The 26,493-nt window shown below is 71.5% G+C and carries 24 protein-coding genes and 2 pseudogenes; 18 read left to right on the forward strand and 8 right to left on the reverse strand.

The window, feature by feature from the left end; all coding sequences use genetic code 11:
• Nucleotides 1–23: 23 nt before the first annotated feature.
• Nucleotides 24–1,870: pseudogene (gene htpG, locus Pflav_RS41825) on the forward strand (molecular chaperone HtpG).
• 109 nt (nt 1,871–1,979) lie between these two features.
• Here the strand turns inward: htpG and Pflav_RS41830 are convergent.
• The 5 genes from Pflav_RS41830 to Pflav_RS41850 all read right to left on the reverse strand — a co-directional run bounded on the left by Pflav_RS41830 (nt 1,980) and on the right by Pflav_RS41850 (nt 9,063).
• Complete coding sequence (locus Pflav_RS41830) at nt 1,980–3,593, reverse strand: cation:proton antiporter (RefSeq protein WP_173041994.1); 1,614 nt, start codon at nt 3,591–3,593, stop codon at nt 1,980–1,982.
• Entirely contained in the window at nt 3,590–4,372 is a 783-nt protein-coding gene (locus Pflav_RS41835; protein ID WP_173041995.1) for a transporter substrate-binding domain-containing protein, read from the reverse strand. Before Pflav_RS41835 ends, Pflav_RS41830 begins: the two co-directional genes overlap by 4 nt.
• Before the next feature lie 48 nt (nt 4,373–4,420).
• A complete protein-coding gene (locus Pflav_RS41840; protein ID WP_173041996.1) occupies nt 4,421–6,475 on the reverse strand; it encodes a 3-hydroxyacyl-CoA dehydrogenase NAD-binding domain-containing protein in 2,055 nt (684 codons plus the stop codon).
• The gene (locus tag Pflav_RS41845; RefSeq protein ID WP_173041997.1) at nt 6,472–7,665 is read right to left on the reverse strand and encodes a thiolase family protein; all 1,194 of its coding nucleotides are present in this window, start codon (nt 7,663–7,665) and stop codon (nt 6,472–6,474) included. Before Pflav_RS41845 ends, Pflav_RS41840 begins: the two co-directional genes overlap by 4 nt.
• Nucleotides 7,666–7,746: 81 nt before the next feature.
• Nucleotides 7,747–9,063 carry a ribonuclease D gene (locus tag Pflav_RS41850; protein ID WP_173041998.1) on the reverse strand — a complete coding sequence of 439 codons (1,317 nt, stop codon included), beginning with the start codon at nt 9,061–9,063 and terminating at the stop codon, nt 7,747–7,749.
• 433 nt (nt 9,064–9,496) lie between these two features.
• On the opposite strand from Pflav_RS41850, the gene Pflav_RS41855 reads away from it, so the two are divergent.
• Together Pflav_RS41855 and Pflav_RS41860 are read left to right on the forward strand one after the other, a co-directional pair.
• Nucleotides 9,497–10,582 carry a S1C family serine protease gene (locus Pflav_RS41855; RefSeq protein ID WP_173042942.1) on the forward strand — a complete coding sequence of 362 codons (1,086 nt, stop codon included), beginning with the start codon at nt 9,497–9,499 and terminating at the stop codon, nt 10,580–10,582.
• Nucleotides 10,583–10,804: 222 nt separating this feature from the next.
• Nucleotides 10,805–11,692: a hypothetical protein gene (locus tag Pflav_RS41860; protein WP_232072544.1), complete on the forward strand. Its 888-nt coding sequence runs from the start codon at nt 10,805–10,807 to the stop codon at nt 11,690–11,692.
• A 51-nt stretch (nt 11,693–11,743) separates the two neighbouring features.
• Here the strand turns inward: Pflav_RS41860 and Pflav_RS41865 are convergent, their stop codons facing one another.
• Nucleotides 11,744–12,310: a DUF3000 domain-containing protein gene (locus tag Pflav_RS41865; protein ID WP_173041999.1), complete on the reverse strand. Its 567-nt coding sequence runs from the start codon at nt 12,308–12,310 to the stop codon at nt 11,744–11,746.
• 149 nt (nt 12,311–12,459) lie between these two features.
• On the opposite strand from Pflav_RS41865, the gene hemE reads away from it, so the two are divergent.
• The gene (hemE, locus tag Pflav_RS41870; protein ID WP_173042000.1) at nt 12,460–13,530 is read left to right on the forward strand and encodes a uroporphyrinogen decarboxylase; all 1,071 of its coding nucleotides are present in this window, start codon (nt 12,460–12,462) and stop codon (nt 13,528–13,530) included.
• On the opposite strand, the gene Pflav_RS41875 is transcribed toward hemE, so the two are convergent.
• The gene (locus Pflav_RS41875; protein WP_173042001.1) at nt 13,504–14,265 is read right to left on the reverse strand and encodes an SDR family NAD(P)-dependent oxidoreductase; all 762 of its coding nucleotides are present in this window, start codon (nt 14,263–14,265) and stop codon (nt 13,504–13,506) included. The two genes, hemE and Pflav_RS41875, sit on opposite strands and share 27 nt — an antisense overlap.
• Nucleotides 14,266–14,292: 27 nt before the next feature.
• Between Pflav_RS41875 and Pflav_RS41880 the strand changes: the two are divergent.
• Nucleotides 14,293–15,632: pseudogene (locus Pflav_RS41880) on the forward strand (FAD-dependent oxidoreductase).
• Nucleotides 15,629–16,333 carry a hydrogen peroxide-dependent heme synthase gene (gene hemQ, locus Pflav_RS41885; RefSeq protein ID WP_173042002.1) on the forward strand — a complete coding sequence of 235 codons (705 nt, stop codon included), beginning with the start codon at nt 15,629–15,631 and terminating at the stop codon, nt 16,331–16,333. The pseudogene Pflav_RS41880 and the gene hemQ overlap by 4 nt, the downstream one beginning before the upstream one ends.
• 126 nt (nt 16,334–16,459) lie before the next feature.
• Here the strand turns inward: hemQ and Pflav_RS41890 are convergent, their stop codons facing one another.
• The gene (locus Pflav_RS41890; RefSeq protein ID WP_173042003.1) at nt 16,460–16,897 is read right to left on the reverse strand and encodes a GNAT family N-acetyltransferase; all 438 of its coding nucleotides are present in this window, start codon (nt 16,895–16,897) and stop codon (nt 16,460–16,462) included.
• 112 nt (nt 16,898–17,009) lie between these two features.
• Between Pflav_RS41890 and Pflav_RS41895 the strand changes: the two genes are divergently transcribed.
• The 12 genes from Pflav_RS41895 (at nt 17,010) to Pflav_RS41950 (ending at nt 26,488) form a co-directional block, all read left to right on the forward strand.
• Entirely contained in the window at nt 17,010–17,285 is a 276-nt protein-coding gene (locus Pflav_RS41895; RefSeq protein ID WP_173042004.1) for an isoamylase early set domain-containing protein, read from the forward strand.
• A gap of 209 nt (nt 17,286–17,494) precedes the next feature.
• Complete coding sequence (locus Pflav_RS41900; RefSeq protein ID WP_173042005.1) at nt 17,495–17,917, forward strand: WXG100 family type VII secretion target; 423 nt, start codon at nt 17,495–17,497, stop codon at nt 17,915–17,917.
• 31 nt (nt 17,918–17,948) lie between these two features.
• Complete coding sequence (locus Pflav_RS41905) at nt 17,949–18,242, forward strand: WXG100 family type VII secretion target (protein WP_232072546.1); 294 nt, start codon at nt 17,949–17,951, stop codon at nt 18,240–18,242.
• Nucleotides 18,243–18,367: 125 nt separating this feature from the next.
• Nucleotides 18,368–19,345, forward strand: coding sequence for a hypothetical protein (locus Pflav_RS41910; protein ID WP_232072548.1), 978 nt, complete (start codon nt 18,368–18,370; stop codon nt 19,343–19,345).
• Nucleotides 19,346–19,354: 9 nt separating this feature from the next.
• A complete protein-coding gene (locus Pflav_RS41915) occupies nt 19,355–21,397 on the forward strand; it encodes a hypothetical protein (RefSeq protein ID WP_173042007.1) in 2,043 nt (680 codons plus the stop codon).
• Nucleotides 21,394–21,999, forward strand: a complete 606-nt coding sequence (locus Pflav_RS41920) for a hypothetical protein (RefSeq protein WP_173042008.1) — start codon at nt 21,394–21,396, stop codon at nt 21,997–21,999. Before Pflav_RS41915 ends, Pflav_RS41920 begins: the two co-directional genes overlap by 4 nt.
• A complete protein-coding gene (locus Pflav_RS41925) occupies nt 21,996–23,093 on the forward strand; it encodes an SMI1/KNR4 family protein (RefSeq protein WP_232072550.1) in 1,098 nt (365 codons plus the stop codon). The genes Pflav_RS41920 and Pflav_RS41925 overlap by 4 nt, the downstream gene beginning before the upstream one ends.
• Nucleotides 23,094–23,095: 2 nt before the next feature.
• The gene (locus tag Pflav_RS41930; RefSeq protein ID WP_173042009.1) at nt 23,096–24,052 is read left to right on the forward strand and encodes an SseB family protein; all 957 of its coding nucleotides are present in this window, start codon (nt 23,096–23,098) and stop codon (nt 24,050–24,052) included.
• Between the two features lie 68 nt (nt 24,053–24,120).
• Complete coding sequence (locus tag Pflav_RS41935) at nt 24,121–24,543, forward strand: YbaB/EbfC family nucleoid-associated protein (protein ID WP_173042010.1); 423 nt, start codon at nt 24,121–24,123, stop codon at nt 24,541–24,543.
• Nucleotides 24,527–24,880, forward strand: a complete 354-nt coding sequence (locus tag Pflav_RS41940; RefSeq protein ID WP_173042011.1) for a hypothetical protein — start codon at nt 24,527–24,529, stop codon at nt 24,878–24,880. The genes Pflav_RS41935 and Pflav_RS41940 overlap by 17 nt, the downstream gene beginning before the upstream one ends.
• A gap of 3 nt (nt 24,881–24,883) precedes the next feature.
• Entirely contained in the window at nt 24,884–25,798 is a 915-nt protein-coding gene (locus Pflav_RS41945; protein ID WP_173042012.1) for a hypothetical protein, read from the forward strand.
• A gap of 21 nt (nt 25,799–25,819) precedes the next feature.
• On the forward strand, nt 25,820–26,488 hold the full coding sequence (locus tag Pflav_RS41950) for a hypothetical protein (protein WP_173042013.1): 669 nt from the start codon (nt 25,820–25,822) through the stop codon (nt 26,486–26,488).
• The last annotated feature ends 5 nt before the right edge of the window (nt 26,489–26,493 follow it).

The raw sequence follows: 26,493 nt of genomic DNA on the forward strand, positions 1-26,493 counted from the left end.
GAAAGTACGGGAGGGAGTTCTCGGTGAGCAAGGAAACGCTGGAGTTTCAGGCGGAGACGCGTCAGCTCCTGCATCTGATGGTCCATTCGATCTACTCGAACAAGGACATCTTCCTCCGCGAGCTGATCTCCAATGCCTCCGACGCGCTGGACAAGATGCGGCTGGAGTCCTTGACCAACAAGGAGATCCAGGTCGACACCTCTGACCTGCACATCGAGGTCGAGGCGGACAAGGACAAGCGCACGCTCACCATCCGCGACAACGGCATCGGGATGACCCACGACGAGGTCGTCTCGCTCATCGGCACGATCGCCAAGTCGGGCACCGCGGAAGTGTTGCGAAAGCTGCGTGAGGCGTCGGACGCGGGCGCCTCGGCGGAGCTGATCGGGCAGTTCGGCGTCGGTTTCTATTCGACCTTCATGGTCGCCGACAAGGTCACGCTGGTCACCCGCAAGGCCGGCGAGAGCGCGGGCACCTCGTGGGAGTCGACCGGCGAGGGGACGTACGAGATCGAGGCGCTCGACGAGGCGCCGCAGGGCACGTCCGTCACCCTCCACCTGAAGCCGGAGGACCGCGAGGACCAGCTCTTCGACTACACCGCCGAGTGGAAGATCCGGGAGATCGTCAAGCGGTACTCGGACTTCATCGCGTGGCCGATCCGGATGGCCGGCGAGGACCAGCCGCTCAACTCGATGAAGGCGCTCTGGGCGCGGCCCCGCGGCGAGGTCACTCCCGAGGAGTACCACGAGTTCTACAAGCACCTCAGCCACGACTGGACGGACCCGCTCGAAACGATCCACATGAAGGGCGAGGGCACGTTCGAGTACGAGGCCCTGCTCTTCGTCCCGTCCCACGCGCCGTTCGACATGTTCACCCGGGACGGCAAGCGCGGCGTGCAGCTGTACGTCAAGCGAGTGTTCATCATGGACGACTGCGAGGCGCTGGTCCCGCAGTACCTCCGGTTCGTCAAGGGCGTGGTCGACGCGCACGACCTCTCGCTGAACATCTCCCGCGAGATCCTCCAGCAGGACCGCCAGATCCAGGTGGTGCGCCGCCGGCTGGCGAAGAAGGTCCTGTCCACGCTCAAGGACCTCAAGGCCGCCGACGCGGAGAAGTACGGGACGTTCTGGTCCGAGTTCGGCCGGGCGGTGAAGGAGGGCCTGATCGAGGACCCGGACAACCGGGAGCAGCTGCTCGACCTGACGCTGCTGACCTCGACCGCCGCCGAGTCGACGTCGCTGCGCGAGTACGTGGAGCGGATGAAGGACGGCCAGAAGGACATCTACTACATGACCGGCGAGTCGCGCGCGATGGTCGAGCACTCGCCGCACCTGGAGGCGTTCCTGGCCAAGGGCTACGAGGTGCTGATCCTGACCGACCCGATCGACGAGGTGTGGGTCGAGCAGGTGGCCGAGTACGACGGCAAGACGCTTCAGTCGGCCGCCAAGGGCAAGGTCGACCTCGGCGAGTCGGAGCCCCCGCCGAGCAGGCGGCAGACTTCGCGGAGCTGCTGTCGTGGCTCGGCGAGAAGCTGGCGGAGGACGTCAAGGAGGTCCGCCTCTCGACCCGGCTGACCACATCGGCCGCGTGCATCGTGGGCGACGAGCACGACATCACCCCGACGCTCGAGAAGATGTACCGGGCGATGGGCCAGCAGCTGCCGCGCACCAAGCGGATCCTCGAGCTCAACCCGGACCACCCGCTGGTCACCGGGCTGCGCACCGCACACGCGGCCAACGCCGACGACCCCACGCTGGGCGAGGCGGCCGAGCTGGTGTACGGCATGGCCCTGCTCGCGGAAGGCGGCGAGCTGGCCGACCCGTCCCGCTTCACCCGCCTGCTCGCCGACCGCCTGGCCCGCACCCTCTAAAGATTTGAGCTACCGCGACGTCCGTCGTGGTCCGGACCGTCGCTCCCGCGGCCTCACCCTCCGCGCTTCACAAGCCGCCGGCCACACCAACCCGACCGCGCTGAGATCTCTAGACGTCAACGGGGGTGGCGGCGCGGCGGGAGATCTCGCCGGCCAGGTCGTCGGAGGTTGCGGCGTGCAGCAGGGCGCCCTCCTCGCCGCGAAACTCAAGTACCGGGGCGGGCGGTGCCGCGCCGGCTCGATCTGACCACATCGGACCGTCCACGACCACGAGTGTGGCCAGATGGGCCGCGGCCGCGTGGGCCACGGCGGCGGCCAGGGAGCGGTCGACCACGACCGCGGCGGCACCGTCGACCCCGTGGGCGTTCGCCATGGTCTCTAGCGCGCTGACCGCGGCCGCGTCGTGGGCCGGGTCTGACTCGCGGCGCAGGAGGACCGGGTGCACCACACCGCCGTCCGGTGCGGCGATCCGCGCGGCGAGTTGGAAGATCTCCGCCGGTGGGTCCACGGTGGACACCGCGAGCACGACGCGGCTGCCGAGCGGGCGTTCGGTGTCGGACGGGCGGGGCAGCCGCCGCATGAAGCGGCGGCCGGCGATCGGCGACACGACGAGGCTGACCAGGATCAGGACCAGCACCGCGTTGACGACCGAGGTGCCGAAAAGCCCGATCTGAAACCCGATGGTCGTCGACGCGAGCGTGGCGGCGGCCTGCGGGGCGGTCAGCGCGAACATCACGCCCGCCCGTGCCCGGGTGAAGCCGAGCAGCACCTGGGCCAGCCAGGCGGCGAGCACCTTGCCACCCAGGCAGGCCACGACGAAGAGCGCGGCCAGCCCCAGAGTGCGCGGCTCGGCGATGACGCGCGGGTCGAGGATCAGGCCGACCGAGACAAGGAAGACCGGGATGAACACGGCCGCGCCGAAAAAGTCGATCCGGTCCATCAGGCGACCCTCGTTGGGTACGAGGCGGTTGAGCGCCAGCCCCGCGAAGAACGCGCCCACGATGCCCTCGATGCCGAAGACCTCGGCGACTACGGCAGCGGCGAGGAAGCCGGCGATCGCGACGAGGTACCGCACCGTGCGCTCGCCACCCAGGCGCCGGAAGCACCACCGGGCCGCGCGGGGCAGCGTGTAGAAGCAGAATCCACCGAGTACGGCGAAGCCGGCGACAAGCCGCACCACGACTACCCAGGTCGAGGCGTTGCTGCCGGTTGTACCGGAGACGACCGCCAGCACGATCAGCGCGAGCGTGTCGGTGAGCACGGTGGCCCCGACCGCCGTGGCGACCGCCGGGTCCGAGCCGAGGCCGCCGTCGCGGATCAGCGGGTACACGATCAGCGTGTGCGAGGCGAGCAGCGAGCCCAGCAGGAACGCGGCCGGCGCGCTCCAGCCGAGCACGAAGCCGACCGCCGTACCCGCCACCATCGGCACCGCGAACGTGAGCAGCCCGAACGAGATCGCGGACCGCCGGTACGTGCGGAGCAGGGCGAGGTCGAGCTCCACACCGGCCACGAACATCAGGTACAGCAGGCCGAGCTGGCCCAGGTCGGGCAGGGTGTCGTTGGCCCGGCTGATCCAGCCGAGGCCGTTGGGACCGATCGCGTACCCGCCGAGCAGCAGCCCGATGATCCCGGGCACCCGGGCCCGTTCCAGCAGCAGCGGGCCACCGATCACCACGACGAACAGCAGCAGAAACTCCCACGCCGGACCATGGGGCGCGCTCACCGGCCCCTCCCGAGGACCGGGATGTTCGGCTCGGTACCGCGCAGGTGGGCGCCGAGCCACCGTTTCGCGAGCCGGTCGATCGTGCCGTTGTCGGTGAAGGCGCGTACCGCCGAGTCGATCGCCTCCCGGTTGGCCGAGCCGTCCGGGAGGGCGACCGCGAGTGAGTCGTCCGAGTCGACCTGTACCGCCACTCGCAGCCCACCGCCGGAGCGGTCGGCGATGACGAGCGCGACCGGCAGGTCCAGCAGTACCGCGTCCACGGATCCGGCCGCCAGGAGGGTGAGCGCCGCCCGCTCGTCCACGGTGAGGGCGGGCGGCGTGGTGGGCCGGATGAAGCCGGCGAGGATGGCCGAGAGGGTCGTGCCGCGCTTGACCGCCCAGCGGGTGTCCCGCGCGGCGGCCAGGTCCGGGATCGCCGAGCGGGCCAGCCCGGCCGGGGGCGCCGCGAGGTACGGCTCGGAGAAGTCGAGCACCCGGTCCCGGTCCCGGGTCGCGGTCACCTGGGACAGCGCGAGGTCGGCGCCGCCGAGGTCACCGGAGACGATCCGCTCGAACGGCACCCGTACCACCCGCAGCCGCAGGTGGAAGCGGTCGGCGAGCGCCTTGGCAAGCCCGTACTCGAAACCGCCCGGCTCCTCCCAGAAGCCGGGCAGCGGCAGCGTGGCCGTCGCGACGGTGAGCTCGCCGGCGACCGCGGGCCGGAAGTCGCCCGCGGCGGGTGCGCCCCGCGCGCATCCGGCCAGCAGGACCGCGACGAGCAGCGCCCCGATCCACCGCATGTCATCACATTAGGGCGAATCAGGGCGCAGCTCGCTGAAACCGCGACATCAGGGCAGGCTGGCTACTCCCAGAGGCAAGAACCGCTGGCCGGTGACCCGCTCGGACGTGCCGGAGCGGTCCAGGTACGGCGTGATGCCGCCCAGGTGGAACGGCCACCCGCCGCCGAGGATCAGGCAGAGGTCGATGTCCTGCGGCTCGGCCACCACGCCCTCGTCCAGCATGAGCCGGACCTCCTGGGCGAGCGCCTCGAGCGCCCGCTGGCGCACCTGCTCGGCGGTGGACGGCTGGTCGCCGAACTCCAGCAGCGCCGCGACGGAGGCGTCGACCTCGTCGTCCACGAGCAGTGGCCGGCCCGACTCGGCGAGCCGGCGCAGGTTGTCGCTGACCGGGAAGCGGTCCGGGAAGGCCGCGTGCAGGATGCCGCCCACGTGGTACGCGACCGCGGGGCCGACGAGCTGGAGCAGCGGCAGCGGCCGCATCGGCAGGCCGAGCGGGTCGAGCGCCTCGTTGGCCACGTCGAGCGGGGTGCCCTCGTCGACGGCCGCGAAGATCTCGCCGAGGAAGCGGGTGAGCAGCCGGTTGACCACGAACGCGGGCGCGTCCTTGACCAGCACGCAGGACTTCTTCAGCTCCTTGCCGACCGCGAACGCCGTGGCCAGCGTGGCGTCGTCGGTCCGCTCGCCGCGCACGATCTCGAGCAGCGGCATGACCGCGACAGGGTTGAAGAAGTGGAAGCCCACCACCCGCTCGGGGTGCTCCAGGTCGGCGGCCATCTCGGTGATCGACAGCGAGGAGGTGTTGGTGGCCAGTACCGCCTCGGGCTTGACGATCTTCTCCAGCTCGGCCCAGACCTGCTTCTTCACGCCGAGGTCCTCGAAGACCGCCTCGACCACGAGGTCGGCGTCGGCGAAGACGCCCTTGTCCACCGAGCCGCTGACCAGGCCGTGCAGCTTGGCCGCCTTGCCCTGGTCCAGCCGCCCCTTGGCGACCATCTTGTCGATCTCGCCGTGCACGTACGCCACGCCCTTGTCGACCCGGGCCTGGTCGAGGTCGGTCAGCACGACCGGCACCTCCAGGCGCCGGGCGAACAGCAGCGCGATCTGGCCGGCCATCAGGCCCGCGCCGACCAGGCCGACCTTGGTGATGTCCCGGGCCAGCGCCGGCGCGGGCGCACCGGCCGGGCGCTTGGCACGGCGCTGCACGAGGTCGAACGCGTACAGGCCGCTCCGCAGCTCCTCGCTCATCACCAGGTCGGCGAGGGCCTCGTCCTCGGCGGCGGTACCGCTGGCGAAGTCGGCATCGCCAGCCAGGCCGAGCAGCTCCAGCGCGCGGTTGGCGGAGGGCACCGCGCCGTGCAGCCGGTCGTCGAGCGTCTTCTTCGCGAAGAAGAGCACGCCCTCCCACATGTCCTTGTCGACCTCGGGCCGGCTGACCGCGACCGCACCGCGCACCACGCCGGCGGCCCACTCCAGCGAGCGCTCCAGGAAGTCGGCCGGCTCCAGGAGCACGTCCGCGATGCCCAGCTCGGCGGCCTGGGCCGGCTTGAGCATCTTGTTCTGGCTGAGCGGGTTCTGGATGATGACCTGCGCCGCGGGCGCGATGCCGATGAGGTTGGGCAGCAGCTGGGTGCCACCCCAGCCGGGTACCAGCCCGAGCAGCACCTCGGGCAGCGCGAGCGCCGTCGCGCCACCGGAGATCGTCCGGTAGTGGCAGTGCAGCGCGAGCTCCAGCCCACCGCCCATCGCCGCGCCGTTGACGAACGCGAACGTCGGTACCGCGCTGTCCTTGAGCCGGGCGAAGATCCGGTGGCCGAGCCGCCCGACCTCCAGCGCCTGCTCACGATCGGTGATCGTGCTGAGGCCCGTGACGTCGGCGCCGACGCAGAAGATGTACGGCTTGCCGGTGACCGCGACGAACGCCGGGTCGGCGGCGAGCGCCTCGGTGATCGCCGCGTCCAGGCCGGCCAGCCCTTCGGGGCCGAACGTGTTCGGCTTCTTGTGGTCGAAGCCGTTGTCCAATGTGATCAGTGCGGCGGGCCGGTCGAGGCCGGGCACGGCCACGGTCCGCAGCAACGACTTGGTGACAACCTCCTGGTACGTCACTTCGCACCCTCCCACGACGGGTTTTCCCAGATCACCGTGCCGCCCATGCCGATGCCGATGCACATCGCGGTCACGCCGTACCGCACCTCGGGGTGCTCGGCGAACTGGCGCGCGAGCTGCGTCATCAGCCGTACGCCGGAGGAGGCGAGCGGGTGGCCGACCGAGATCGCGCCGCCCCACGCGTTCACCCGCGGGTCGTCGTCGGCGATGCCGAAGTGGTCGAGGAACGCGAGCACCTGCACCGCGAACGCCTCGTTCAGCTCGAAGAGGCCGATGTCCTCGATGGACAGTCCGGCGATGCGCAGCGCCTTCTCGGTCGAGGGGATCGGGCCGTACCCCATCACCTCGGGCTCGACCCCGACGAAGCCGTACGACACGAGCCGCATCGCCACCGGCAGGCCCAGCTCGCGGGCCACATCCTCGGCGGCGATGACGCTCGCGGTGGCACCGTCGTTGAGGCCGGCGGCGTTGCCCGCGGTCACCCGGCCGTGCGGGCGGAACGGGGTCTTCAGCGTCGCGAGCTTCGAAAGGCTCGTCTCGCGCGGCGCCTCGTCGGTAGTGGCGAGGCCCCAGCCGGTCTCCGGGTCGCGCACGGCCACCGAGACGAGGTCCTGCTGGATCTTGCCGTCCGCGTACGCCTTCGCGGTCTTCTCCTGCGAGGCGAGGCCGAACGCGTCCGCCCGCTCCTTCGTCACCTGCGGCAGGCGGTCGTGCAGGTTTTCCGCGGTCGCGCCCATGACCAGCGCGGACGGGTCGACAAGCTTTTCCGTCAGGATGCGCGGGTTGGGGTCGACGCCCTCACCCATCGGGTGGCGACCCATGTGCTCGACGCCGCCGGCGATCGCCACGTCGTACGCGCCCATGGCGATCCCGCCGGCCACCGTGGTGACCGCGGTCATCGCGCCCGCGCACATCCGGTCGATCGCGTAGCCGGGGACTGTCTTCGGCAGCCCGGCGAGCAATGCCGCGGTGCGGCCGATGGTGAGGCCCTGGTCACCGATCTGGGTGGTGGCGGCGATGGCCACCTCCTCCACCCGCTCTGGCGGCAGCTGCGGGTTACGCCGCAGCAGCTCGCGGATGCAGCGGATCACCAGGTCATCGGCGCGGGTGTTGGCGTACATGCCGCCCGCCTTGCCGAACGGTGTGCGGACGCCATCGACAAAGACGACATCCCGGACTTGACGGGGCACGACAGTGACCTCCTCGTGGGGTGGGTCCTTCTGCCCCAGGATGCTACCCGTGAGTAACTATCTCGCGGGTTGTGGGACAGCTCACTCCGGGTCGCGCAGCGCCACCGCCAGACCGTCCGAGATCAAGCCCACCTGCCAGGCCCGCGCGCCGTACCCCCGAAGCGTCGCCGCGACAGTATCCGGCGCGATCTCCTCGGGCGGCGTCCAGGCCAGCCGGCGTACCGAATCGGGTGTGATCAGGTTTTCCGGTGGCAGCGTGTGCGCGGCGGCCGCCGTGGTGACCACCTCGCGGCACCGGGCCAGGCGGGCGGCCGCGATCGGGTCGCGCTCCGCCCAGCGGTGCGGCGGCGGGGGCCCGTCCAGCGGCGGCGCCACCGGCAGCATGTCGTCCGGCAGCTCGCGGGCCTTGGCCAGCGCATCGATCCAGGTACGCGCCAGCCGCCGCACCGACCGCCCCCCGAAGCCGGGCAGCGTGAGCAGTGTCCGCTCGTCCTTGGGGTCGAGCTCCGCGGCCGCGATGATCGCCGCGTCGGGCAGCACCCGGCCGGGCGCCGAGTCGCGCCGCGAGGCGATCTCGTCCCGCGCGTACCACATCGCCCGCACCCGGGCCTGTGCCCGCGCACCGCGGATGCGGTGGATGCCGGAGGTGCGCCGCCACGGGTCGGGGCGCTGGCGGGGCGGCTGCGCGCCGGACGCGACGAGCGCCGCGAACTCCTCGCCCGCCCACGCGTCCTTGCCCTGTGCCGCCAGCTCGGCCGCCAGCTTGTCCCGCAGGTCGGTGAGCAGCTCGACGTCCAGCGCCGCGTACGTCAGCCACGACTCGGGCAGTGGTCGTGTGGACCAGTCTGCGGCCGAGTGGTGCTTTTCGAGCGTGTAGCCAAGTAGCTGTTCGGTCAGTGCGGCCAAGCCGACCCGCTCGAATCCGGCCAGCCGAGCGGCCAATTCCGTGTCAAAAAGGCGACGGGGTCGCAAACCAAGATCGGCGAGACAGGGCAAATCCTGGCTCGCGGCGTGCAGAACCCATTCAGCGTCGGCGATGGCCTCGTCGAGCGTGCGCAGGTCACCCAGGGGGAGCGGATCGATGAGTACCGTGCCCGCGCCAGCCCGGCGCAGCTGCACGAGGTACGCGCGTTGCGTGTACCGGTAGCCGGAGGCGCGCTCGGCGTCCACGGCGACCGGGCCGGTACCGGCGGCGAACCGGGCTACGACCTCGGCAAGCTGCTCGGGCGTGTCGATCGGGGGCGGGGTGCCCTCGCGGGGGGCGGTCAGCGGCACGGGCCCGCCAGGCGTTGTTGGGTCGGGCCCCACGGTTTCGGATGCCGGGTCAGGCCGGCTGTGTGGTCCGTCCCCTGCTTGGCGTTGCGCGGCCCGACGGCGCAGGGGTGGTTCGTCGGTCACCCGACAACCGTAGTGTGGTCGCCGGCTGGCAACGAGCAGCCGGTCCCCGGCGCGTCGGACCGGGCGCCCGCGCGCTCGCTCCGCCCGTCCCGGGCGGCCCGGTTCCGTCCGGCCCTGTCGGTACCGTTCGCGGACCGGACGTCACGGGACCCGGCGCCCGTGTCAGCATGAAGGAGACAAACGTCGTTCCGCCGGTAGATCCACCGGTGCCGCCGATCGGCTCGGGTGGGCTTGTGCCGAGATGCGACTGTGGAACGGGCGGTCCTAGGGGAGGGGCGAGATCTCGATGACTGCTGGGTACGACCCGCTGTCCGCGCAGCCCGGAGCACAGGTGCCCGGTCCGCGTCACTCGGCCGACGACGAGCTTGGCGTGGCGCCGGGTGGAGCGGGTGGCCTGCCCGCCGGCGGTCCACCCCGCCCTGACGACCCGGACATGCTGTACCGGCCCGGTCCGCTCCCGCCGGCACCGCAGGCCCCACCTGCCCCGCCGTACGGCGCGATGCCGCCGCCTCCGGGGCCTCCGCCCGGCCCGTCGTACCCGCCACCCCCGCCCCCGGCGTTCGCGGCACCGGCCTACCCGCTCTCCGCGCCGCCCATGTCGGCGCTGCCTGGCGGCGGCGACCCCCACTATCCGCCGTACTCCGGTCCGCCGAGCCCCGATCCGAGCTACGCGCCGTACCCGGGCCCGCCCGGCGATCCGAACTACCCGCCCTACGCGGCCGCGCCGCCGCGACCGCCCCGCCGGCGGCCGTCCTGGCTGGGGCTGAGCGCGCTGCTGCTGGTGCTGATCCTCGGCGGTGTCGCGGTCGTGCAGACGATGCAAATCCGTGACCTCCAGAGCCGCGTGGCCTCCGGGGACCAGGCGCTCGTCGACGCACAGGCCGCTGACAAGGGGCGCATGGACGGGCTGGAGGACCGCACCGGCGAGCTGGAGACGGCGGCCGGCAAGGCGTTCAACCCTGAGGCGATCTCCAGCCAGGTCCTGCCCAGCGTGTTCCGCGTATCGGCTGGTCAGTTCACCGGTACGGCGTTCGCGGTGGGCCGGCAGACCGGCAACAGCACCAACCTCTTCACCAACTACCACGTGGTCGAGTCGGTGTGGGTCGCGGGCGAGCGCGAGGTGTTCATCGAACGCAAGGACCAGCGCTGGCCGGCGACGATCGTGCGGGTGGACGAGCAGGACGACGTCGCCCAGCTGCGCACCAACAACAAGTTCACCGGGCTGGCGACCGCCCGCGAGGCGGTTAAGTCGGGCCAGCAGATCGTGGTGGTCGGCGCCCCGCTCGGGCTGGAGGACACGGTCACGACCGGTGTGGTCAGCGCGATCCGTAAGGACGAGGGCGGCTCCGGCACGGTGATCCAGTTCGACGCACCTATCAACCCGGGCAACTCTGGCGGCCCCGTGGTCAACGCCGCGAAGCAGGTGGTCGGTATCGCCACCGCCAAGGCCCGGGACGCGGAGGGAATCGGCCTCGCGGTGCCGATCAAGACCGCCTGCGACGAGTTCAAGATCTGTTGACGCGTCGCGGCGCCCCGAGACCGCCGGGAGTGCCGCGCTCTAACCGGGCGGCCGAGCGCCCACAGGAGGAATGATGTCCTACCCCCGAACCCGCAGGGTGGACCGTACCCACCACCGGGTGACCAGCCATCGACGCAGCCCATCCCGAGCGGAAACGAGCAGGCGTACACGATCCCGACCGGCTCGGTACCGGCCGGCACGTACCCGCCGGAGCAGAGTTCGGTGCCGCCCGCGCCGCAGCCGCCGTACAACGTGCCCGCCCAGCCCTCGGGCCCGCCCGCGTACTCGCCGGCGCCCGCCTCGCCCGCGTACCCACCGGCGCCTGCCTCGCCCGCGTACCCGCCCGCCGAGTCCGCGTACCCGCCGGCCCAGCCCGGATATCCGGCGGCCCAGCCCGCGTCGCCCGCCTATCCGCCGGCCCAGCCGCCGACGGCCGCGTACCCGGCGGTGGAGCCGCCCCCGCAGCCGTACGCGGCCACGTCCGCGCCGCCGGCGCAGCCCGCGTACCCGCCCGTCGACCCCGCCCCGGGCTACGCCGCGCAGCCGGCCTACCCGACCGCGTCCCCGTACGACCCGGCCTCCGCCCCGCCGTCCGGGCCGCTGTCCGCGGTGCCGTACTCCGCCGCGCCGCTGTCCGTCCCGCCGACGTCCGGCCCCGCGTACGGTGCTCCGTACGGCGCGGTGCCGCCGCCGCCCAAGCGCGGGCAGGCAGCCCTGATCCTCGGCATCGTGGCGGCGCTGCTGTTCGTCACCGGCGGCATCATGACCGGCCTGTACGTCAGCAAGTCCAGCGACCTGAGCCGCACCGAGAAGCTGATGGCCGAGCAGGTCAGCCAGCGGGACGACACGATCGCGGCGAAGACCTCTGAGGCCGAGAAGCTCCAGAAGGACCTGACCGCGGCCAACGACAAGCTGACCCAGACCGAGCGCGACCTGACCGGCACGAAGAACGCCAAGGATCAGACCGAGAAGGAGAAGGCGGTCATCGCCGACTGCCTCAACAAGGTCAACGCCTTCATCGAGGCGCTGGCCGAGGGCAACCGGGCCGCCGCAGACCGGGCGATCGACGCGCTCGAAGGACCCTGCAACGAGGCCGAGCGCTACCTGTAGCCGGCCGTCGAAAGCCGAGGGGGTCCCGCTCGCGCGGGGCCCCCTCAGTGTTCAGGCCATCAGGTGGCTGCCGTGCAGCGCGGTGACCCCGGGCGGCGGGAGGCCGGCCGTCGAGGCCAGCACCGCGCACCAGGCCAGCAGGTGGGCGCCCAGGTCGTCGCCGGTCGGGGTCCAGGAGGCGCGGATCTCGATGTCGGCGGCGGCGGGCGGGCCGGCCAGGTCGCCGAAGCGGGTCGAGATGGTCTGGGTGACCGTACCGGCGATCGCCGTGTGCGTGGCGTCCTCGGCCTCCAGCGCGTCGGTGAGCCAGGTCCAGCCCACCGCGGGTAGCAGCGGGTCGGCCGCGAGGTCCGGCTCCAGCTCCGCCGTCACGTACGTGACCAGGCGCATCGTGCCGTCCCAGGCCTCGTGGCCGTCCGGCTCGTGGAGCAGGATCAGCCGGCCGGTGGCGACCTCCTCGCCGTCCTTCAGTACGACGCCGCTCACCGCGTACGAGTAGGGGGCGAGCCGCTGCGGGGCGGGCACCTCCTCCAGCTCGATCTCCGCGCGCGGGGTCGCGGCCTTCAGGCCGGCCACTGCCCGCGTGAAGACCTCCGGATGCCCGTTCGGAGACACCATGACCGGAAGCCTAAGCCGCGTTCGGCCACAGCGGGGGACCGCCGCGCCGACAGCGGGTGACCAGAACCCTCCCCGGGCCGTCAGCGAGCGGAGCGAGCGAATCGGGACCAGCCCGGAGTGCGGCTGGCCGGCGTGGCACGATGAACCCGATGACGACGACCATGGAGGGCAGCGCCGCCCATCGGGACGACCCCGCTACCGACTCGCTGCTCGTGCGCGCCTGCCGCGGCCGACCGGTACCGCACTCGCCCGTGTGGTTCATGCGACAGGCGGGGCGTTCGTTGCCGGAGTACCGCAAGGTGCGGGCGGGTATCCCGATGCTGGAGGCCTGCCGGCGCCCGGAGCTGGTGGCGGAGGTCACCCTCCAGCCGGTGCGGCGCCACGGCGTCGACGCGGCGATCCTCTTCAGCGACATCGTGGTGCCGGTCGCGGAGGCCGGGATCGACCTGCACATCGAGCCGGGCGTCGGGCCGGTGGTGGCCGAGCCGATCCGCACCCAGGCCGACCTGGAGCGGCTGCGACCGCTCGACCCGACCGATGTGTCCTATATAGACGAGGCGGTCCGGCTGCTCGTCGGCGAGCTGGGCGCCACGCCGCTGATCGGCTTCGCCGGCGCACCGTTCACGCTGGCCAGCTATCTCATCGAGGGTGGGCCGTCGCGGACGCACGCCAAGACCAAGGCGATGATGTACGGCGAGCCGGAGCTCTGGCACGCCCTCTGCGCCCGCCTCGCCGAGATCACCCTGGAGTTCCTCCGGGTGCAGGTGCGCGGCGGTGTCTCGGCCGTGCAGCTCTTCGACTCGTGGGCCGGCGCGCTCTCCGACGCTGACTACCGGCGCTTCGTGTTGCCGCACTCCGCGCACGTGCTGACCGGGCTGTCCGGGGCGGGCGTGCCCCGGATCCACTTCGGCGTGGGTACCGCGCAGCTGCTCACGGCCATGGCAGAGGCGGGCGCGGACGTGGTCGGCGTCGACTGGCGTACCCCGCTGGACACGGCGATGGCGCAGATCGGGCCGGAGCGGGCGGTGCAGGGCAACCTCGACCCGTGCGTGCTCTTCGCGCCGTGGCCGGTCATCCAGCGCGAGGTGCTCCGCGTGCTCGAAGAGGGGCGGGCCGCCCCCGGCCACGTCTTCAACCTCGGCCACGGAGTGCTGCCGGATACCGACCCGGACGTCCTGACCCGGGTGGTCACGCTAGTGCACGAGGCGAGCGCGCGCTGACAGGCGAAGTGCCTGCCAGGAGCCGTCGGCGTACCAGCCGCCGTCGACCGAGAGCGCCTCGCCGTTGACGAAGCCGCTCTTGGCCGGGTCGGCCAGGAACGCCACCGCCTGCGCGATGTCGTCGGGCCTGGCGAAGCGGCCCTGCGGTACGTGGTCGGTGATGTCGCTGTCCCCGTACGCCCCCTCGGCCTGGGACGCCTCGTCCATCTCGGTCTTCACCCAGCCGGGGCAGACCGCGTTGACCCGCACGCCGCGCCCGCCCCACTCGGCGGCCAGAGTGCGGGTGAGCCCGACGAGGCCGTGCTTGCTCGCGTTGTACGCCGCGCGGTCGGCCACGCCGCGCAGGCCGGCGACCGAGGCGATGTTGATGATCGTCCCGGCGCCGGCGGCCAGCATCAGCCGCCCGAACTCGCGGCACAGCAGGAAAGGCCCGGTCAGGTTGACGTCGATCACCCGCTGCCAGTCGGCGAGCGTGGTCTGCTCCAGCGGCGTGATGAACGCGATACCCGCGTTGTTGACCACCACGTCGACCCGCCCGAAGCGCTCGTCCACCGCCGCCGCGAACGCGATCACGTCGGCCTCCGCGCTCACGTCGCCGAGAACCGCCAGGTCCGCCGCGACTGGCTGCTTGTCCATCACCGCCAGGGCATACCCCTCGGCGCTCAACACCTCTGCCACCCGTCGACCGATGCCCTGTGCGGCACCCGTCACCACCGCCACCCGCTCACCCGTCATGCCTGGCAGCTTAGTTACTTTGGACGTGTGAAGAGACCGCCGAAAGTCGCCGTGATCGGTGGCGGGATCGCCGGACTTGCCGCCGCGATGCGGCTGCGGGACCGCGCGCCTTCCGGCACGACCGTCACGGTGTACGAGCAGTCCGGCGCGGTCGGCGGCAAGCTGCGCACCGGTGCGGTGGCCGGCTCGGCGGTGGAGCTTGGCGCGGAGGCGTTCCTGGTCCGCGACCCCGAGGGCGGCGACTCGGCGGCGGTGGCGCTGGCCCGGCGGGTGGGGTTGAGCGACGCGCTGGTGCACCCCGCGACCGGCCAGGCCGCGCTCGCGCTGCACGGCACGCTCGCGCCGATGCCTGGCGGTACCCTCCTCGGCGTACCTGCTGACCTGGAGAAAGTGGCGGCGGTGGCGCGGCCGGCGGCGGAGCGCGACCACGACGGCGGCCGCCCGTTGCTGGGTCCGGAGGAGGACATCGCGGTCGGCGCGCTGGTCCGGCGGCGACTGGGCGACGAGGTGGTCGACCGGCTGGTGGACCCGCTGCTCGGCGGGGTGTACGCGGGGCGGGCCGACAGGCTCTCGCTGGCCGCGACGATGCCCGGCCTGGCCCGGGCGGCACGGGTCGAGCACACGCTGAGCGGTGCGGTGCGGTCCGCGCTGGCCGCCGCGCCACGGCCGCCGGGCCTGCCGGTGTTCGCCACGGTCACCGGGGGCGTGAGCCGGCTGGTGGCGGCGGTGGCCGAGGCGTCCGGTGCGGAGATCCGGCTTGGTGCGCCGGTGCGCGAGCTGGTGCGGGTGCCCGGCGGGTGGCAGGTCGGACCGGACACCGTGGACGCGGTGGTGCTGGCGCTGCCGGCTCGCCCGGCGGCGCGGCTGCTCGGCGTGGAGCCGCTGCTGGACTACGCCAGCGTGGCGCTGGTGACGCTCGCCCTGCCCGCCCCGCGGCTGCCCGAGCTTTCCGGCTTCCTGGTGCCGGCCGGCGAGGGCACGCTGGTCAAGGCGGCCACGTTCTTTTCCACCAAGTGGGCACACATGCGCCGCGACGACGGGGTGGCGCTGGTGCGCGCGTCCGTCGGGCGGTACGGCGAGGAGCACCTGCTGCACACCGGCGACCCGGAGCTGGTCCGCACCGTCCACACCGAACTGTCTACGTTGGTGGGCATCCCGCTGCCGGAGCCGGTCGACGCGCGGGTGCAGCGCTGGGGCGGCGCGCTGCCGCAGTACCCGGTCGGGCATGTGGCGCGGGTGGCCGCGCTGCGCGCGACCCTGCCCCGACGGTGGCTCTCGCCGGCGCCGGCTACGACGGTGTCGGCATCCCGATCTGCGTGCGCTCGGGCGAGACGGCGGCCGACGACGTACTGAAAGGACTGTCATGAGCACGGAACAGACGAACGCTTCGCGCATCAAAGAGCTGAATGCCACCATCCGGTACACGATGTGGTCGGTCTTCCGCGCCACCGGCCCGCTCCCGGCACTGCGGGACCCGGTGACCGGCGAGGTGGAGTCGCTCTTCGAGCAGTTGGCCGCGAAGGACGTGGTCGTGCGCGGCACCTATGACGTGTCCGGGCTGCGTGCCGACGCCGACCTCATGGTGTGGTGGCACGCGCCGTCGGCCGAGGCGCTACAGGAGGCGTACGGCCTCTTCCGCCGCACGGTCCTCGGCCGCCACCTCGCGCCGGTGTGGTCGCAGATGGCGCTGCACCGGCCGGCGGAGTTCAACAAGAGCCACCTCCCGGCGTTTCTGGCCGGCGAGGAGGCGAGGGCGTATGTGTGCGTGTATCCGTTCGTGCGTTCCTACGAGTGGTATCTGCTGCCGGACGAGGAGCGGCGCGAGATGCTCAGCGAGCACGGGCAGATGGCGCGCGATTACCCGGACGTGCGCGCCAACACGGTGGCTTCGTTCGCGCTCGGCGACTACGAGTGGATGCTGGCTTTTGAGGCGGACGAGCTGTACCGCATCGTCGACCTGATGCGCGACCTGCGGGCGTCCCGGGCCCGCCGGCACGTGCGCGAGGAGGTGCCGTTCTACACCGGACGGCGCCGCTCGGTGCCGGAGCTCGTCACCGCTTTGCCGTGAGCGAGCGAGTTGGCGCGGCGGCGTCTGGACTGAGCGGTCCCGCCGACGAAGTCGGGGTTTCGGGGCCGCGAGGGAAGATGTCGCCTTCAGCGCCGCATGAGCGAGCGAACCCGGAAACACAGTGAGCTATTTGCCGGCTGACTTTGCCATCGGCACGTGCGGGATGCCGTCTTCCAGGTACTCCGGGCCGGTCACCACGTAGCCGTACCGCTCGTAGAAACGCACCAGGTGTGCCTGTGCGTCGAGCACGCTCGGGCGGTCGCCGATCTCGTCGAGGGCGGCCGCCATCAGGCGCCCGGACGCGCCGGCGCCACGGTCGGCCGCGGCCACCACGACCCGCCCGATCCGCGCGACACCGCGGGGGTCGGCCAGGATCCGCAGGTACGCCACGGGTGCGCCGTCCCGGGAAAGCCACACGTGGCGGGTCTCCGGCTCGGTGTCGCGCCCGTCGAGCTCCGGATAGGCGCACTTCTGCTCGACCACGAACACGTCGACGCGGAGCCGCAGCAGCTCGTACAACGTGCGGACATCGAGGTCGGCGAACGGCGCGACGTGCAGCTCCATGCCTTGATCCTCGCACGTCAGCGGGAAAACACGGTGTGTCGCTTCCACCCAGCGGCCGGCGGTCCGGCAAAGCTCGGTGGAGCCCCAACATACGGTGCCTCGGAGGAGCAAGGTGATCAAGCGAAACAAACTGTTCGGTACGAAGACGCGGGTGACGTTCTGCCTGCCGAAGGACGCACCTCCCGGTGCGGTGAGCGTCGTCGGCTGCTTCAACGAGTGGGAGCCCGGCCGCCACGTGCTTGTACCGCGCAGTGACGGCACCCGGACCATCACCGTGAAGCTGGAGCCCGGACGATACCGCTTCCGGTACCTCGCGACCGGTGGCGTGTGGCTCGACGACGATGAGGCCGACCGGATCGACCACGAGGGCGGCGAACTCGTCCTGTGAGCGCGGCGCCGCCCGCACCCTACTAGTGAACCGGACCGGAGCGTCCCTCGTATTGGTTCAGCCACCCGTTCACGGGCTGGCAACGTGAGGGACGCTCTGATCACGGTTGGGGATCTTGCAGGCAAAACCGACTCTTGCCTGCCCCAGGGTGGTCTGAGTGGACAAATGGCGTTACCTTCGGGTCGCGAGTATTAGACGCATGGGGATCCATGCGTCCCAAGGGGAGGCTCCCTGGGACGGGGGGCACGACAGATGAGCGGGGTGAGTCTGCCTTGACACAAACTCCAGGGATCGGCAATGTCCACGCGACCCAGGCGCAGCTGAACCAGATGGCTACGCGCTGCCAGGATGTCCGCGAGCGATTGGCCACGGGCATGGCACAGCTGCTGGACCGGGTGACGGATCTCGGCGGCAGCGGCATGAGCGGTTCGGCCAACTCCGCGCTGCAAGGCGTGTCTGGCGACCTCAACAACGGCCTTACGAAGATTCTGAATGCGCTGGACGATCTGTCTGGCAAGATCAGCAGCGCCTCGACACAGTTCGGTGTGCAGGACGACGACGCCGCGTCCACCATCCGCAACGCGGCCGGTGCGACCGGCGACAGCGCCGTCATCTCGGCCCTTCGCGGCTGACGTCCATCCCTAGTCGAGAGGCGAAATCACGATGACTGATCTGCCCATCACTTACAACTTCGGCGCCATCGCCGACGTGGCCACCGCCATCGGCACGTTCTCCGGCAGCATGGACGTCGAGCTGGGCGACCTGTACAACGACTTCAAGACGCTCTTCGCGCAGGACTGGCAGGGCTCGGCGGGTCAGGCGTGCGACGCGGCCCAGCAGCAGTGGAATGCGGGCGCCGACGAGATCAAGGGCGCGCTGCTCCGGCTCGGCCAGGCGCTCGGCGCCTCGTCCGAGCGCATGCAGCAGGTCGACCAGTCGATCTCCGCCGGCTTCTGATTACACGGCATCGACGCTGACGGGTCCCGGCGGAGGCGAGAGCTCCGCCGGGACCGGCGTCTGAACCTTGTGCCTGGCAGAGCACGCTGGTAAGTACGTCGCAAGGTTGATACGGGGGTGGCACTGTGGTGAGAGACGACGGCGGTGGCGGCGGGAGCACGACGTACGACTACGAGTCCTTCGGGGACCGGGTCAACGTCGAGGTCACCGACCTGGTCACCTATTGGGAAGAGATGACCCGGCTGTCGGGTGAAGCCACGGGCGCGGCCAGCAACGCGATGGCCGAGATGCAAATGATGATTCACACCGCGTTGTCCACGCCGCTCGAAGGCGAGGTCCTGCCGGAAGGCCAGCAGGCGGCCCGGTTCCTCACCCACCGCGTGGGTGACTTCCAGCGGTTCGTCGCCGACGTGTCTCAGGGAATCATCAACATTGGCAACGCGGCGGCCGTCGTCGCCGAGATGTACGAGGGCTCCGACAACGAAAACGGCGCCAACCTCAACGACATCGGTTTCGTCTTCGGCGACTCCGGTGCCAACGGCCCAAGCGGCTTCCGCGGCACCGAGACCTTCCAGGAGTGGAAGATGCGGATGGCCGAGGAGACCGGGCAGAACGCGCAGGCCCTGACCGGCGACGAGAGGTACGCGACGAACACCGTGTCGTACCCGTACGGCACGATCTACACGTTCGGCGACGGCTCCCGCAAGCAGACCTACTCCGGATACGAGTCGGGTCCCAACGGTCAGCTTGTCACGGTCAGCACGGTGTACATCTACGGGGCGGACGGCACGCTGCTGTCGAGCACGACCGAGCGCAGCTACGAAAACGGGGCCGGGCGCCCGGTCAACACCGTCACCACCGCCACCGGCGAGGGCGAGCAGCGCCGGCAGAGCACCACCACGACGACCGAAAACTCCGACGGCAGCGTCACCATCCAAAACCAGACCCAGGTCGGCGACGAGCCCGCGGGGGAGCCCACGGAGACGACCGTGCGGCGCGACAGCCACCAGGACGGCGGCGTCGAGGCGCCGGTCGGGGACGCCGCCGACCGCCTTGAGACCGATGGCGACCAGCAGGCCGTTAACAACTACGGCATGGCGTAGGAGCGCACCATGTCGGACGACTACTTCGGGTACACCACCGGGCAAAACCGGGAGCTTGTCGAAAACCGCCGCCTGGCGGCCAGGATGGGCGACGACATCAGGTACTACCCGCCGCCGGGAAACGAGACCTACATCGAGCCGACGCCGAATTTCGCGCAGAGGTTCGAGGGCGGCATATCTCCGGGTGACGAGAGCCGCGACTACTACGCCAACGGCATCGAGCAGATCTACAAGCGGATCATGAGCCAGGACTCGGTCGTCCTGTACCAGCTCGCCGACCAGTGGTTCGAGCTCAACCAGGTCCTGGACGACCTGCGCACCCGCGTGCTGAAGGCCGCGACGAACCTCAAGGAGGGCGGCGACGGCGCGGGCGGCAACGGCGGCTGGGCCGGCGCGGGGGCCGACGCGTTCCTCGCCCGCGGGCCGGGCGCCACGCTCAAGTCGATCGACGACTGGGAGCAGGCCTCGTACCAGAACTGGATGGGCACGCTGGCGTTGGTAAGCGTGATCAACCAGCGCCGGGGCGAGATGGTGCAGCTTTGGCGTGAGTACAAAGAGGCGATGGTGTCGCAGAGTCAGATGTGGCTCGACGACCCGCGCAACTACAACTACAGCTCCAACAAGCCGTACTCCTCGCCGGATGACATCCCGCCTAAGAGCTACGAGGCCGAGCAGTACATCACCTGGATGCGCGATGCGCAGCTCGCCTGGCACCACAAGGCGCAGAAGATCCAGTGGGACATGGCGCAGGACTACTGGTCGACGATGAGCCAGGACTACGCCGGCGGCCGGACCACGGTGTACGAGGGACCCACCGACGCGGTGATGCCCAACATGGAGTTCATCGCGCGCTACAAGCTCGGCCCGATGCCCAACATCCCCAAGCCCAACATCACGACGCCCGACGGGGTCGACCCCAACATCACGAAGCCGAACGTAGCGAAGCCGGAAATCGACGTTCCGAACGTCCAGCAGATCGTGAACGATCCGCAGATCACGGCGCCGAGTGTCGACAACATCCCGACGCCCGACATCACCGCGCCGACCGTCACCCCGCCGAACATCACCGCGCCGGTCGTGACACCCCCGGCGATCGCGCCGCCCGTGCTGCCGCCCATCGCGCCGCCTGCCCTCACGACCGGCGGCCCGGGCGGGCTGCCCGCGGTGCGCCCGGGTGCCCTGCCCGCGACCAACGACCTGCTGAGCAACCTCAAGTCCGGTACCGGACCGGGCGTCCTGCGCGCCGGCATGACCCCGCCGGGCGGGGAAGGCCTGCCGCCGGGGATGCCGCAGGGTGGACGTCCCGGTCAGGCGCCGCCGCCACCGGCCATCAAGGGCCGCGGTCCGAATCCGAACACGCCGATGGCTCCGCCGCAGGGCAAGGGCGGCGCCCCCGACAAGACCACGCCCACGAGGCCGGGCACGCCGGCCGCGCCCGGCATGACGAACCAGTTCGGCGGGCCGCCCGGAACACCGGCGTCGCCGGTCCTGCGTAACCCGCACGCGACGCCTGGGCAGCCGGGCCGGGGCGGTGGCCCGCGCCGCGGTACTCCGGGCCTGCCGGGCGTGCCCACGCAGCGAAACCCCGACGGCACCAACCTGCGGCCCGACGCCGCCCCGCCGGTGCTGGGCCGCCCCGCGCCGCGTACACCGGAACGCATGCCCCCGGCGCGCCCCTCGGCAGGGTCCACCAACACTCCTGGCGGCCTGCCCAACCCGCTGGCTCCGCCGCAGCGGCGGACCGCGAGCCCGGTGGTCGGGCGCTCCGCCCAGGCCGGGCCCGGTGCGCCGCGGCCGCCGGAGCCGACCGCGGGTGTCATGCGTGGCAAGCGCAACGACGGCAACAGCGGGTACGAGGCGGAGATCGGCTCCCGGAAGCGGGACGCGAAGGACCCGCAGGTCACGATCGACGAAGAGTTCGACCGGATCAACGCGGTACTCGCGCAGGAGGGCGCGTGGACGGTGGACACCCCGGGCGGCGGCGTCCTGGACGCGGCGCCGCCTCGTCCGCAGGCGCGGTCGGCGGAGCCGAAGCCGACCCTGGGCACATGAGCGCCGCCCCGACATCGGTTGCCGCCGTCCTGCGCGGGGGTGCGGCGGCGCTCGCCGCCGTGCTCCTGCTGGCGGTCGCGGGCTGCGGCGGGTCGGACGAGCCGGCCGACGGCACGATCACGCTGCCACCCGCGCCGTCGGCCGAGGGGACGTCCGCGCCGCCGCCCGCCGCCGGTGTCGTGTACAAGCTCTCCGGTGACCTGTGCGAGAAAGCCGACCAGGCCCCGTTCGCCGACCTGTACCCGAAGGAGGACGCACAGCCGCTCGTCAACACCGAGAAGCTGTGCGTGACCCGGCGGACCTCGGCGGACAAGAGCATCAGCCTCACCATCGATGCTGACCTGCTGCCGAACGAGGCGGCGGCGAAGCTCTTCGTGGAGACCGGGCGCCGACTGGCGAAGCGCCCGTTCACCGACGTCACCGGCGCCGGCTCGGACGCGCACTGGAGCGGCGACAAGGACGACGTGAAGCTGACCAGCTACCACGGAAACCTGGTGCTGGAGGTGCAGGCCGCCGCCAACGTCGCGGACGGGATGCCCGACGACGTCGTGCAGCGCCTCGTGCGTGTCGCGGAGGGTACGTACGCGAAGTTGGCGCCATGACGGACGAGGATCCCGGTGACCTGGCTCCTGGTGCGCGCTTCGCGATGAGCGTGATCCACCCGGGCTCGCCGACCTTGCAGGTGCGCTTCCGGCAGGGCGTGCTCGTTACGCCGTACGGCTTTCCGGACTGGCCGCTCTGTGCCCGCGCGGTGGTGGAGCTGCCGGCGCCCGACCCGGCGCTGTCCCTCGAGGAGCAGCGGATTCTGGACGTGCTCGCGGCCAACGCGGCGATGTCCAGGACGGCCGGGGAGCCGGACGGCGATCCACTGTGGCCGGTGACGGCGGCGGGCACGCTCGGCGGTGGCCGGGACGGTGCGGTACCGACGCCGGCCGGCTGGTGCTGGGCGCACGTGGGTGCCCCTGACGCGGCTCGGCTGCTCGCGCTGGTGCCGGTCGAGCTGCACGGTTCGTACCGCCACGCGGGCGGGGTGCGCCAGCTGCCGGTGACCGGGCGCGGGCTGCGCGCCGAGGCCGAGCCGCTGTCCGTGGCGCCGGCCGTCGGCGACGAGGTACCCGATGACCTGCTCGATCTGCTGGAGAGCGCGCTGGGGTGGCCGCTGCCGCCGGCGTACCGGCGCTTCCTGGTCGAGACGAACGGTGCCGGCCCGGCGGCGCCCGCGGTGCTCCCGCCCTTCGGCTTCGTGGCCGACCAGCAGCTGTTCGGCATCGCCCGGGAGGACCGGCACCAGGATCTGTCCTATGTGGGCGAATGGGTGCGCGACCGGCTGACCGTCGACTTCCTGCCGATCGGGTACGTGCAGGGTGGCCTGCTGGCGGTCAAGGTCTCCGGCGACGACCTGGACTCGGTCTGGTACCTGGACGACGACGATCCGCGCGACCGCGAGGCGTTCGGGCCGGAGGAGGTCTGCGCCCACCTGCTGTACCGGTGCGCGGACAGCGTCGACGACCTGTGGACGCGGCTGGTGCGCCCGCCGGCGGCGCTCGTGGAGCTGGCCGGCCGGTGGGCGGGGCAGGTGACCCAGGTGCGGGACGAGCTGGTCGGTTCGGGCCTGCCGGCGCGGATGAAGGCGCCCTGGCAGCCGTCGGCCCGGCCTGGCCGCGACCCTGTCGCCACGATGTTCGAGGCCGGGTGATCATGAGCGGGAGCCGCGCGGCTACGGGTCCGGACCACGACGGCGGACGAGCGCCGAGCGACGGAGCGTGGGAGGCGCAGCTGAGCGAGCAGACGAGCGGCTGGGTGCCGGTGAACGATGTGGAGCGCGAGCTCCAGCAGGCGGTCGGCGACGGCGACATCCGTTCGGTGATGCGCATTCTCGCGGTGGCGCCGCTCGTGGTGCCCGGCTTCCGGGACGAGCCGGACGCCCAGCCTGGTCGGCAGCGGCTGCTGACCCGCGAGCGCGACGGCGTGCCGTACCTGCTGGTCTTCACCTCGCCGGAGGCCATGTACCGGTCGGTGCCGGCGGACGGCTGGCGGGCGACAACCCTCACCGAAGTTGTCTCCGGTACGCCCGACGGATGGGGGCTGGCGGTCAATCCGGTCACCCCGATCGGCGTGCTGGTCAAACCCGAGGACGTGCCGGAGCTGGTGCCCACGCAGCGGACGATGCGTGATTTCACCCCGGCCAACGAGGTGGAACGGCTGCTGCGCGACGCGCTCGTCGCCCCGGACGCCGAGGTGCTGCTCGACGTGCTCGTCACCGCCCAGGTGATGGTGCCGACGCAGGCGCTGGAGATGGACGGTGTGCTGGTCGTGCCGGCCTTCACCTCGGTCGACCGCTACGAGGAGTGCCTCGGCGGGCGCGATCTGGACGTCCCGGTGGTGACGCTCGACTTCATCTCGGTACTGCGGCAGTGGCCGGGCGACGACCACCGGCTCGCGGTCAATCCCGGCTCGCCGATCGCCATCACGCTGCCGGGGGAGCGGGTGCGGCAGTTGGTGGCGTACGCGGAACTGTTGGTGCGGCGGCGCCTCGGCGGCGACCCGCCACCGCCACCCCCACCGCCGCCGGTATCGCCATTTGCAGACCTCGAGCCGCCACCGATCCAGCTGCCCCCGGGCGGCATCGGCGGGGCGCTGCGAGGTGAGGGCTGATACCCGATCGATGCAAGGATCATCTATTGTCGGAGCAGGCCTAACGGGTCTAGGGGGAGGTGGGACGCATGGAGCGACCGCAATGGTCGGCGATTCGCGGCGTGATTGACGACCTCCAGCAGACCATCGAAAACGCGGCACAGACACGGCAGCAGATGATGGAGATCACCGGTACGGCTTGGTCCGACGACCGGATGATCAAGGCCGTGGTCGGCCCGCGCGGGCAGCTCGTGGAGCTGGAGATCGACCCCCGCGTCTACCGCACGCCCAACTCCAAGGCACTGGCCGCGTCGATCCTCTCGACCGTTCGCGCGGCTGTCGAAGACGCCAACAAACAGACGAAGGAAATCATCGACAAAGTCATGCCCAAGGATCGTGGATTGGGCGTGATCGGAAAGACTGATTTCGACGTATTGATGGAAAGTCACGACGCCGACCTGTCGAAGGCGCTGAAGAAGAACGAGGAGGATGGCCGTGGGTTCCTTCCTTGACATCCAGGACGACCCCAACGAGGTGAGCGGCACCGGCGCGATCCTGCGCTCGATCGGGACCTCGTTCAAGGGCCAGGCGCAGGGCATCCTCGCCGAGATCAACGCGGTCAACGCCGAGCGCCCGTGGGGCGGCGACCAGTACGGGCAGGCGTTCGAGCAGACGTACAACGTCGTGCCCGAGGGAAGCGACATGCCGCTGCGCGACGCCGTCGACGACGGGCTCAGCCGTGCCGGCGACGGCCTGATCAAGCCCGCCGACAAGACGATCCTGGCCATGACCCAGTACCAGGGTGTCGACGAGGACAACCGCGCCGACATCAACCGGGCAAACCTTTAGTCGATGGCCGACACCGTCGAGATCTATGTGAAGTACGCGGGACCGGGCCAGGAGCTCGCCCACCGGGTGGCGGAGGCGCTCGACCTGCGGGGGTACTTCTACAACGGGCGAAGCTACGTGCTGCCCGCAGACGCCCAGCCCTGGGTCGGCGTCGACGGCTGGGCGCATCTCAACCTCACGCTCACCGACCTCGGGCGGGACGGTGATCCGGGCCTGTCGGCGGATACGGCGTACGAGCCGTACGAGTTCGTGGTCAGCGTTGAGTTTCGCGGGCCGCGGGAGCGCCTCGGCCGGGCCGTCTTCGACCGGCTCACCACGCTCCAGCTGCCGATGGCGTACGGGGACGACAGTGACGTCTTCGCCGACTTCCTGCCGGGGCGGGGCGTGCGCGAGTTCTCGCCCGGCACCTCGGCGGAGGAGGACGGCCGTCCACTCTGGCGCGAGCCGGCGCTCAGCGCGGCCCGTTCACCGGCACCGGTTTGGCGGGTGAGCCCCGGCGCGGTCACGGTCTGCGAGACCGACGGGCTGCTCCAGTTCGTGCCGGTGTTCGACAGGCGGTGGCTGCGCCCGGTCGCCTCGGTCCGGACCTCGGCCGACGCGGTCGACATCGGACTGTTGCTGGCCGCCGCGCTCGGCACCGCCGACCGGCCCGGGCGCGACGAGCACGACGAGGTGATGGCCCGGCTCGCCGGCGCGGTCCGGCTGCCGGTCGAGGAGTTCCTGCTCCGTACGGTGTCGTTCGACGTGCGGGTGGTGGGCGAGGAGGTGCTCGGCAGCGCGCACGCCGCCCGCCGGGACGGTGCGCCTGGTGAGGTCGAGGAGCTGACCGGGCGTACGCCGGTGGCGGCCGGCCCGGAGCCGCTCGGCGCGCTGGTGCTCGATCTTGTCGTGGCGCTGCGGGCGCGCGTGCCGGCGTGACGGTGAACGGGGGAGAGACGGGTGGACTGGGATCGGGTGGTCGCGGCCCTGGAGCGGCATGCGCTGGCGCCCGGGGACGCTGTCGGCAAGCGGCGCGAGTGGGAGCACGTGCTGACGTTCACGGTCGACGACTACGGGTACGAGGCGCGCCCGGCTGACTGGCTGATCGGTCAGGCGGCGTGGGTGGACGCCGCGGTGCGCGTGGTCGCGGACCGGTTCATGGACAACTTCGCCATCACGTATGGGCTGCTCTTCACCGGCGACCAGGACCTGTTCCTCAATGACCCGGCGGCGATCCGCGAGCTCGGCCGGGGACTTGGTGCCGAGGTGGACCCGCTGGCGTATGCAGAGGTGCTGGCCGAGCTGTACTCGGGCGAGCACATCGACAGGTCCACGGTGCTGCCATTCTCCGCGACCGGCGGCCACCGGGCCGGCGCGCTCGTCCGCGACCGCGCTCAGTTCGCCGCCGAGTACGAGTGGGTCGACCCGGCCCTGGTCTCGGCGCCGGCGGTCCGTGGCGATGGCGGCGGGGTCGAGCTGGAGTTCTGCTCCGTGCACTACTTCCTGACCGAGACCAAGTCCGCTGTGGACGTTCTCCAGTGGACGGTCGTCGGCGGTGGTGGGCGACCGGCGTCCTGGGTGCGCCGTTACCTGGCCCGAGGTGTCGAGCGCCCGTACCGGGTCGGCTGAGCCTG

The sequence above is a fragment of the Phytohabitans flavus genome, from assembly GCF_011764545.1.
Lineage (GTDB): Bacteria > Actinomycetota > Actinomycetes > Mycobacteriales > Micromonosporaceae > Phytohabitans > Phytohabitans flavus.